The organism is Actinomyces sp. oral taxon 849 str. F0330 (assembly GCF_000239715.1).
Lineage (GTDB): Bacteria > Actinomycetota > Actinomycetes > Actinomycetales > Actinomycetaceae > Actinomyces > Actinomyces johnsonii.
On the sequence record NZ_JH470358.1, the window covers coordinates 3,002 to 12,655 of the forward strand.

Consider the following 9,654-nt stretch of genomic DNA (forward strand, 5'->3'; position numbering starts at 1 on the left):
CGACGTCGACGTCGGCATTGAGACTGATGACAATACGCAGCCGGGAGTCGGGGTGGGCCATCAGCCAACGGCCGATCGTCTCCAGGGTCACCAGGGCGGCCTGCCGCTTGGGGTAGCCGAAGACTCCTGTGGACAGCGAACACAGACCGACACTGCCCAGCCCCGCGGCGTGCGCAACGTTGAGGACGCTCGTGTAGCAGGAGGACAGCAGGCGCCGGTCGCGCAGGGTGGGTTTGCGGCCGTCCTCGATGATCGGGCCCACCGAGTGGATGACGTGCTGGGCGGGCAAGTGGTAGCCGCCGGTGAAGACGGCCCGTCCGGCCGGCTCCCCGCCCTGGCGGCGCGTGGGGTCGAAGGTCTCCGCCCAGGTCATGTACCGGGCGCACTCTGCGCGCAGCGCGGGCCCGGCGACGGCGTGGATGATGTTGTCGATGCAGCGGTGCCCGGGCGCGAAGCAACCAAGCATGCCGGAGTTGGCGGCGTTGAGGACGGCGCCGGCACGCAGCCGGGTGAGGTCGCCGCGCCAGAAAGCCACGTTGCGCCCCAGCAGGCCCGGCACATGGTCGGTAATGGCCAGGGGCGGGATCTCGGTGGCATCGACCATGCCGCGCTCGGCGGCCTCAGCCTCCAGGAGGGTGTCGAGATCGGCGGCGATGTCCTCAGGCAGGGGCGCCGGGGGCCGGGCGGTGAGGAGGAAGTCGAGCATGGTGCGCAACTCGTCGGGGTCGGTGGGGACCGTTGAGTCGATCCAGTCCGTGGCCCCCTCGGGGTCGGAGCGCAGGAAAGCGTAGACCAGGTGGCGCACCAGCGCGTCGCGGCCCGAGGCACCGACGGGTACCGCCCATCTGGCTCTGACAGCGTGACTCACGTGGGACTCCAACTTCACGCGGGCCATCATAGGATATCAAAACGTAATGTTCTGCCCTTGACTGGGCGAGCCGGGTAACACTCGACGACGTCGTCCGGAAACGACCAGCTCCCGGACGACGTCGGATGACTGGAGGGCCCGGACGCTACGCGGAGCGATACCGAGGTGCGAGACGGCGCTCAGGCCTGGGCGCCGGAGGCGGCCTCCTCCTCGGCGATCTTGGCCTTGAGGGCCTCCATGTCGAGCTCGCGCACCTGGGTGATGAGGGAGTCTAGCGCGGGGGCGGGCAAGGCGCCGGCCTCGCGGTAGACGAGCACATTGTCACGGAAGACCATGAGCGTGGGGATCGAGGAGATGCCCAGCGCCCCGGCGAGGTCATGCTCGGCCTCGGTGTCGACCTTGGCGAAGGTGATGTCCGGGTTGGCCTCGGAGGCCTTCTCGTAGATGGGGCCGAAGCGCATGCACGGGCCGCACCAGGAGGCCCAGAAGTCGACGAGGGTGATGCCGTCGCCGTGGATGGTGTCCTTGAACTCGGGACCGGTGATGTTCTTGGTGGCCATGAGCGTTCCTTTCAAGACTGCGGATACTGATCGGTTCCACTGCGGCCAACACAACCGGGGCCCACCCTATTCCTGAGGCTGCCCGACCTCTCGCGGACGGGGACATTCCGCGCGGCCGGGTGCACACCGCATCACCCCTCCGGGGTGTACTGGCAGTCCACCCCAGCCGAGAGAGCCGCTGGCTATCGTTGAGGACATGGAGCATCGGGCACAGGTCGCGCAGTTCCTGCACTCACGAAGGGACCGGATCACTCCCGAACGCGTCGGAATCGCCAGCGGCGGGCAACGCCGCGTCCCGGGTCTTCGCCGGGAGGAGGTCGCTCTGCTCGCCGGAATCAGCGTGGAGTACTACGCCCGGATGGAGCGCGGCAACCTCGCCGGGGTCTCGCCCGAGGTCCTCGACTCCCTCGCCCGTGCGCTACAGCTCGACGAGGCGGAGGCCGCTCACCTGGCCGACCTCGCCAAGGCCGCCGGCCCGGCACCGTCATGGCGGCCCGGCAGCACGGGCCTTGAACCGGTCGTCGATCCGAGCTTCCAGCGATTCCTCGATGCCGTGACCGGTGCGCCGATGTGGGTCCGGGACAGGCGCCTGGACTTCGTGGCTGCGAACGCCCTGGGCCGCGCCTTCTACGCCCCTCTGCTCCAGGACCCGAACAGCTTTGGGAACTCCGGCAGATTCACCTTCCTCAACCCCGCCTCGCAGGACTTCTTCCTCGACTGGGAGGACAATGCCAACGACCTGGTGGCCACACTGCGCTCCTACGCCGGGCAGAGTCCTCATGACGAGCGGCTCAGAAACCTGATCGGTGAGCTCGTCACCCGCTCGGACGCCTTCCGTGACCGTTGGGCCAGGCACGACGTGCGTCAGCACCGCCCCGGGATCAAGCGTGTCCACCACCCGGTGGTCGGCGACCTGGAACTCACCTACGAGGTGATGGAGCTTCCCAGCAACCGCGACTGGTTCGTCTTCGCCTTCACCGCCGAGCCCGGGTCCCCGAGCCAGACGAGACTTGAGGCGCTGAAGGAGCTGTGCGCTCCGGCGGCCGACGATGGGGCCGGAGAGATCGCCGAAGCGAGGGCAGAACCCCACCCGGAGGACTGACATGCACAGCCCTGGGCTGACCCGCTGTCGAATCAGCTGCCCGACGACGGATGCTCAGGACCGCTGCTCTCACCCAGCACCGCTGCCAGGGATGTCCTGGGAGACGCCGAGCGCCTCCCTACGGCCAGCACGGCACTGAGGACGACGAACAGTCCCATCACCCAGGCCATGGTGCGCGGCGTCCCGCTGGAGAAGACGGCCAGAAGGAGGGAGGCCACGATCCCGCTCCCGTACTGAAGTGAGCCGAGAAGCGCCGCGCCCGAGCCGGCCATGGCGCTGTCGATGCTGCCCAGGGAGGCGGCGTTCGTCGTGGCGGCGATGATGCCGTTCATCGAGAACATGATGAAGACCGGGATGATGACGCCCCAGATGCCGCCGAATCCGGTGAAGACACAGGCAACCAGGCAGACGGCTCCAGCAGCGGCCACGACCGTCGCCACCCGCAGAAGTCCAGGCAGGGAGTACCGCTTAACGAGCTCGCGGTTGACCGCGCTCATGAGGGCGACCCCGACGATGTTGACCCCGAAGAGGAAGCCGTAGAGCTCCGGGTTGACGTGGAAGTAGGTGATGTAAACGAATGACGAGCCGGTGATGAAGGCGTAGACCGCGACGTAGAAGCAAGTCACGCACAGGGTGTACCGGAGGAACGTCGTGTTCCTCAGGAGGCTCAGGTAGCTCGTGAAGGCCGCCCCAAGAGATGCCGAGGCGGCCCGTTTCTCTGCCGGCAACGACTCGGGAAGGGTGAGCACAGCCAGGAACAGGACCGCTCCGATGGCGGCCATCAGCCAGAAGATCATGTGCCATGAGGCGAGTTTGAGGAGCCCGCCTCCGGCGAGAGGACCCGCAATCGGCGCCACCGCCATAATGACCATGAGGGTCGAGAGCATTCTCGCCGCCTGGGTGGAGCCGTAGAGATCGCGAATCATCGAGCGCGAGAGCATGGGACCTACGCACGCACCGATTGCCTGGAACATCCGCCACAAGACGACCTCAGCGATGCTCGACGACAGCGCGCACCCAACCGAACCGATGGCGAACATCGCCATGCCGATGATGAGGGGTTTCTTCCTTCCGATGCGGTCACTGATCGGCCCCCAGATGAGTTGGGCCAGCGCGAAGCCGACGACGAACCCGGTGACGGTCAGCTCGGAGTCCCCGTGGAGATCCGCCTCCATAGTGGGCAGGGCGGGCAGGTAGAGATCAGTCGAGAGCGACGTACAAGCCATGAGGGCGCTCAGGATGATCATGAACGACAGGCTCGCCTTATTAGCGGTCACAGTGCTCCTTGGAGTTGACGTGGGGCTCGCGCCCACAGCGCCGGGATCGAGAGAGGACATCGTGACACCTGCCACTGCCGGCGGCGGTCGTGTCCACAGCGGACAAGAGTACGACCGCAACAATCTCCCAGGGAGTCACTGGCAGTACACCCCAGGAGTGGGCCTCAGGTCTCCGTTCCACCCTGCCTCATGCCATCCGTCATCGGCGGGGACATTCTGCGCGCAGGGGTTCAGAAAACCTATTCCCGTACGCGCGTACTGCACCCGTCGGCGAGAAAACGTCCCCGACGGCGTCGAATACCTCCGCCCACATCGAGTGCCCCCCTGGCAGCAGTCGCCAACAACCGGCCCACAACATGACCGTTTCCAGACACATCCCCACACAAGATGCTCGACAAGTACCTCTTGTGTATGACTCACCCCCTTCAGATGTCACACAATCGCTATTAGACTGACATTATGGACCTCGGGATGTTCGTTGACGGCACCATGGGGGAACTGGTCGACATCACTGGCTCCGACCCGGTGACCGGCGGCTGGCAGCACAAGGCCTTCGTCCCCGCGCCACTCGGCTCCGACGAGCCACCCTCAACGGAAGCACCTACCGCATGGTGGCAGCAGCCGGCCGCGCACTGGCCGCCCTCGACGCCACGGCCCAGCAGCTGCCGAACCCCTTCCTGCTGCGAACCCCCTCCCTGCGGCGCGAGGCGCAGTCGACGTCGGCCTTGGAAGGGACATACGCCCCCCTGCGCGAGGTGCTCACCGCCGACGACGACGCCCCCGCGACCGCCGAGATGACAGAGATCCTCAACTACGTCCGCATGGCCAACAGCGGCTTCCTGTGGGCTAAGGAGGGACGCCCTATCACCTTGTCTCTCATCGAGGACCTTCAAGGCGAGCTCATGAGGGGCACTCCCCTTGAATCCGCTTCAGGTTGCCTGCGCGACAGTCAGGTCATGATCGGCCGCTGCCCCGGTGCGCACAGCGCGGCCCCGATCCATGCAAGCCGGTTCGTTCCCGTACCGCCTGGAGATCGTCTTCGTGCCGGTGTGCGCGCCCTCATCGACTGGCTGCATCAGGACCACGCGGGAGACATCGACCCGATCATCGCCGCGGGCATGGCGCACTACCAGTTCGAGACCCTCCACCCCTTCCGGGACGGCAACGGGCGCCTGGGGCGGTTCCTCATCGTGCTCACTCTCCTGAGCTCGGGCGTTCTCAGCGAACCCACACTGACGGTCTCACCGTGGTTCGAGGAGCGTCGCGCCGAGTACTACGACGCTCTGCTCCGAGTCAGCACCCACGGCGACTGGGACACCTTTCTCACCTTCTTCTCCCGGGGGCTGGCCGCGGCGGCCACCAACACGCGCCACCAGATGCTCGCCCTGGCCGCTGCGCACCAGAGTCTCAAGGAGACGGTGCGCGCCTCCAGCCTGCGGTCCGCTCACGCCGTCGGCCTCGTCGACTTCGCGGTCGCGAATCCGAGCTTCACGGTGCGCAAGGTCGAGGCGGCCCTTGGCGTCTCGTACGGGCGAGCCAACAGCCTCGTTAGCCAGCTGACTGACATTGGAGTGCTCGACGTCATCGAAACAGGTTCGCAGCCTCGCCGCTTCACCGCCCCTGCCGTCCTGAAGGTCCTGCTCACCTGACTCGGCCACTGCCCTTCTCACTTCCCATCGGAGTGAATGGCACCTATAGGCAGGAGGCGCCCACCGGCCGCAGAATTGACCCGTCGACGGCACCCAACGTCGTCGGGCGCGCCCAAGGGGCTGCAACCGGCCTGGCGGCAGACTTGGAGAAAGGTGACCCATGGCGATCTACATCCGTTCACGTCCCACCACCGGAATCAGGGTGTTCGGATACCTGAGTGCGCTGGCGACCGTCGGTGTCGCGATCGTCTACCCGGCCGTCCTATTCCTGGCCGCCTGGGGCCTGGGCTCCATGGACGAAGCCATGGCCTACCAGGAGGAGGAGAAGGGTCAGGTAGCCAACACCGCAGCTCACATAGTCGCGATAACGACTATCTACAGCGCCGTGCTGACCGCTCTCTGCTTCGGTGCGGTCTTCTGCTTCAGGGGCACCGACCGGTGGCTGCCCAAGGACGCGACGGTGGCCCATCGCGATATCGTGTCGGCACGTTTTCTTCATGTGGCCCGGGATCCCAACAGGCGCGCTATGGGTCTGCTGTGGGCGATGCTTGCGGGCATGCTGCTGGTGGCCTCCCCGATCATTCTGATGGCCGTCCCGCACCCCCTGATCTATAGCGAGTCAACCCAGAAGCTGGTCGGTCAGGCCACCGCGGCCCTGCTCCTGTTCCACACTGCGCTCTTCATCGTCCTGGTTCGCACGGCTGTGCGCCGCCGCTCCAGCATGGTGCGCCTATCCCAACACGGCATAGCAATTGCGAACCTGGAGTTATTCAATCTTGCCCTCCCCTCTGGTCGCGACAACTTCCGAATCCAGGAGACACCAGCGCGCCGGGGCCGTGTACACCTGCAGGCCGTCTACACCCCGCCCAAAGAAGGCGCCAGACTGACGGCACCCGCCGTCATCCCTCGCCTCAGTCTGACCGTGAAACCCTCTCAGCTCGACGACGCCCGCTCGCAGGTCGAGACCTGGCTCGACGAGGTCTGGCGCGCCAGCGAGCTGGTGCGCACCCCGCCCGAACAAGATGAGGCAGCCACACCCGCACGGAAGGAGCCGGTCCAATGACGACCGTCCTCGCCGCCGTCGCTCTCGTCCTGGGAGTCGCGCGGCTGGCCATGTTCATCGCCCTTCACCTCGTCCCCAGCGACTACAACATCGTGCAGCACGCCGTGAGCGACTACGCCGTCGGACCGACCCGCCGGCTCGCGACCGCCATCACCTGGACCTCGGCGGTGTTCTGGGCCGTGCTCGCAGGCGCCGTCGCCCTCGGACCGCCGACACCGGAGAAGGGCGTGGCGCTCTGGCTGGCGGTCCTGGCCGTCATCTTCGCGGTGCTGCCGTTCCTGCCGACCGACGTCGAGGGGCAGCCGACCACCCTCATCGGTCGCCTTCACCTGGTGGCCGCCATCGCATGGTTCGCAATCGCCTACTCGTGCATGGGCAACATCGTCCGGCTGCTGGCCCCGCTCGCACCGCAGGGTCTGGTGTCCTTCCTCGGGGCGACCCGCTGGGTGACCGCCGCCGCGCTCATCGCCCTGGTGACCGCACTGGTCATCCGCCGCCTGAGGCCCTACGCCTTCGGGATCTCGGAGCGGATCTTCCTCCTGGCCGTCTACGTCTTCTATCTCGGCGCCGCAGCCGGGCTCCTGCTGGCCTGACGCGCCCTCGCCTCACGTCCCTCCTCGCACGGCCGGGACATCCTGCACGGCTCTGTCCCAAGCGCCGTCTACCATCGGAGCATGCCGACCGAAGACAGCCCGGGCACTCGACTGCGGGCGTGGGAGCGAGCGACCGAGTGGCCGCTGACCGGCGCCGCCGTCGTCTTCCTGGGCGCCTACGCCTGGGAGGTGCTCGCCAACGCACAAGGCGGGGCCAAGAACGCGGCCGAGCTGGTGATCAACGCCGTGTGGGCGCTGTTCGGCGTCGACTATCTTGTCCGCCTGGCACTGGCGCCGAGCCGAGGCCAATGGTTCCTCCACCACCTACCCGACCTAGCGGTCATTGCCCTGCCGATCCTGCGGCCGCTGAGGCTCCTGCGTCTGGTGACGCTCGTGGGCATCATGCAGCGCAGCGCCGGCACCGCGCTGCGCGGGCGCATCACCCTGTACACGGCCGGCAGCGCCGCCCTGCTCATCTTCACCTCGGCACTGGCCACGCTGGATGCGGAGCGCAATGAGCCGGGCTCCTCGATCCGGACCTTCGGGCAGGCCCTGTGGTGGGCGCTGACGACGATCACCACCATCGGCTACGGCGACACCTTCCCGGTCTCCACGGAGGGGCGTTTCATCGCGGCGCTGCTCATGATCGGCGGGGTGGCGCTCATCGGCGTGGTCACGGCGACCCTGGCCTCGTGGATCGTCTCGCTGGTCGAGGAGGAGAGTGCCGAGCAGGAGGCCGCCACGCAGGCGCAGGTGGCGGCCCTGCAGCGGCAGGTCAGCGAGCTCAGCGAGCGCATCGACCGGCTCCTCGCGGAACGCGAATCAGGTCACTGACCACATAGGCACCGAGCCGGGCATTTCTCGCGTAACCCTACCGAAAAACGGTCGCCCTACGCGAGAAATGCCCGGCTCAGCGGAGAAGAAGACCCAGTCAGCCCCGGATCTCGGCGGCCACCAGCTCGGCGAGCTCGACGGCGTTGAGGGCCGCGCCCTTGCGCAGGTTGTCCCCGACGGCGAAGAACTGCAGGCCGTGGCCCGGTGCGAAGGCCTGGTCGGCGCGCAGACGCCCCACGAAGGTGCCGTCGCGGCCGGCGCCCTTGAGGGGGCTGGGCACGTCCTGGTAGGTGACGCCGGGCGCCGCCTCCAGCAGCTCGCGGGCGCGCTCGACGCTGATCTCGCGGGCGAACTCGGCGTTGATGCTGAGCCCATGGCCGGAGAACACCGGGATGCGCACGCAGGTGCCGGAGACCAGCAGGTCCGGAATCTCCAGGATCTTGCGCGACTCGTTGCGCAGCTTTTGCTCCTCATCGGTCTCGCCGGAGCCGTCGCCGGCGTCATTCCCGGCCCAGGCCACGGCGTTGAAGGCGATGGTGTCGACGTAGACCTCCGGCGCGGGGAACTCGACGGCCCGCCCGTCCAGGGCCAGGCCCTCCATGTCCTCGTTCACGACGGCGCGCACCTGCCCGGCCAGCTCGGCCACCCCGGCCCGCCCGGAGCCGGAGACGGCCTGGTAGGTCGAGACGATGAGGCGAATGAGCCCGGCCTCCTCATGCAGCACCTTGAGGGCGGGCATGGCCGCCATGGTGGTGCAGTTGGGGTTGGCGATGATGCCCTTGGGGCGCTCGCGCAGGGCGTGCGGGTTGACCTCGCTGACCACGAGCGGCACCTCGGGGTCCTTCCGCCAGGCCGAGGAGTTGTCGACGACGACGGCCCCGGCCGCGGCGAAGCGGGGGGCGTGCTCGCGCGAGGCTGCGCCCCCGGCGGAGAAGATGGCGACGTCGATGCCGGTCAGGTCGGCGGTGGCGACGTCCTCGACCTCAACACGGGCGCCGCGGAAGTCCACGACGGTCCCGGCGCTGCGGGCCGAGGAGAAGAAGCGCACCGAACGGGCCGGGAAGTCGCGCTCGGCCAGCATGGCGCGCATGACGCGGCCGACCTGGCCGGTGGCCCCCACGACGGCGACGGCGACGCCGTCGGCCACTCCGGTGTAGGTGTTCACGGGTTTGCTCATCGTCCGGTCCCTCCGTAGACGACCGCCTCGGCGGCCTGGGCGTCGAGGCCGAAGGCAGAGTGGACGGCGCGCACGGCCTCGTCGAGTGCGGCGTCGTCGACCACTACCGAGATGCGGATCTCGGAGGTGGAGATCATGTGAATGTTGACCCCGGCCTCGCTCAGGGCGCCGAACAGGCGCGCCGAGACCCCCGGGTTGGAGCGCATCCCGGCCCCCACCAGGGACAGGATGCCGATGTCGGGGTTGAAGTGCAGGCTGCGGAAGCCCAGCTCCTCGCGGGCGGACTCCAGGGCGGCGCGAGCGGTGGCGGAGTCGCCGGAGGGGCACGTGAAGGAGATGTTAGTCAGGCCCGTGCCCTCGGCGGAGACGTCCTGGACGATCATGTCGATGTTGGCGTCGGTACCGGCCACGATCGCGAAGATGCGTGCGGCGGCGCCGGGGACGTCGGGCACGCCCACGAGCGTGATCTTGTCCTGGCTGCGGTCATGGGCGATTCCGGAGATGACGGGGGCTTCCACGTGGTCCTCCTTG

At 67.7% G+C, this 9,654-nt stretch carries 10 protein-coding genes; 5 read left to right on the forward strand and 5 right to left on the reverse strand.

Features of this window, described 5'->3' with window-relative positions; translation table 11 throughout:
- Window positions 1-898: macro domain-containing protein (locus tag HMPREF0975_RS12155; RefSeq protein ID WP_009234482.1), on the reverse strand; the 898-nt coding region annotated here is incomplete at its 3' end.
- Window positions 899-1,047: 149 nt separating this feature from the next.
- Complete coding sequence (locus HMPREF0975_RS12160; RefSeq protein ID WP_009234483.1) at window positions 1,048-1,428, reverse strand: thioredoxin family protein; 381 nt, start codon at window positions 1,426-1,428, stop codon at window positions 1,048-1,050.
- 196 nt (window positions 1,429-1,624) lie between these two features.
- Between HMPREF0975_RS12160 and HMPREF0975_RS12165 the strand changes: the two genes are divergently transcribed.
- Complete coding sequence (locus HMPREF0975_RS12165) at window positions 1,625-2,530, forward strand: helix-turn-helix domain-containing protein (RefSeq protein ID WP_009234484.1); 906 nt, start codon at window positions 1,625-1,627, stop codon at window positions 2,528-2,530.
- Between the two features lie 32 nt (window positions 2,531-2,562).
- On the opposite strand, the gene HMPREF0975_RS12170 is transcribed toward HMPREF0975_RS12165, so the two are convergent.
- Window positions 2,563-3,807 (reverse strand): multidrug effflux MFS transporter, encoded by a 1,245-nt coding sequence (locus HMPREF0975_RS12170; RefSeq protein ID WP_009234485.1) that lies wholly within the window; start codon window positions 3,805-3,807, stop codon window positions 2,563-2,565.
- 608 nt (window positions 3,808-4,415) lie between these two features.
- Here HMPREF0975_RS12170 and HMPREF0975_RS12175 point away from each other — a divergent pair.
- From HMPREF0975_RS12175 to HMPREF0975_RS12190, 4 genes are all read left to right on the forward strand, one after another.
- A complete protein-coding gene (locus HMPREF0975_RS12175) occupies window positions 4,416-5,456 on the forward strand; it encodes a Fic family protein (RefSeq protein ID WP_009234486.1) in 1,041 nt (346 codons plus the stop codon).
- A 160-nt stretch (window positions 5,457-5,616) separates the two neighbouring features.
- Window positions 5,617-6,519, forward strand: coding sequence for a hypothetical protein (locus tag HMPREF0975_RS12180; RefSeq protein WP_009234487.1), 903 nt, complete (start codon window positions 5,617-5,619; stop codon window positions 6,517-6,519).
- Entirely contained in the window at window positions 6,516-7,112 is a 597-nt protein-coding gene (locus tag HMPREF0975_RS12185) for a DUF998 domain-containing protein (RefSeq protein ID WP_009234488.1), read from the forward strand. Before HMPREF0975_RS12180 ends, HMPREF0975_RS12185 begins: the two co-directional genes overlap by 4 nt.
- 81 nt (window positions 7,113-7,193) lie before the next feature.
- Window positions 7,194-7,946, forward strand: a complete 753-nt coding sequence (locus HMPREF0975_RS12190) for a potassium channel family protein (RefSeq protein WP_009234489.1) — start codon at window positions 7,194-7,196, stop codon at window positions 7,944-7,946.
- Between the two features lie 97 nt (window positions 7,947-8,043).
- On the opposite strand, the gene HMPREF0975_RS12195 is transcribed toward HMPREF0975_RS12190, so the two are convergent.
- A complete protein-coding gene (locus HMPREF0975_RS12195; RefSeq protein WP_009234490.1) occupies window positions 8,044-9,123 on the reverse strand; it encodes an aspartate-semialdehyde dehydrogenase in 1,080 nt (359 codons plus the stop codon).
- Window positions 9,120-9,654 (reverse strand): ACT domain-containing protein (locus tag HMPREF0975_RS12200; protein WP_009234491.1); only part of this gene is annotated, 535 nt, incomplete at its 5' end. The genes HMPREF0975_RS12195 and HMPREF0975_RS12200, both read right to left, overlap by 4 nt.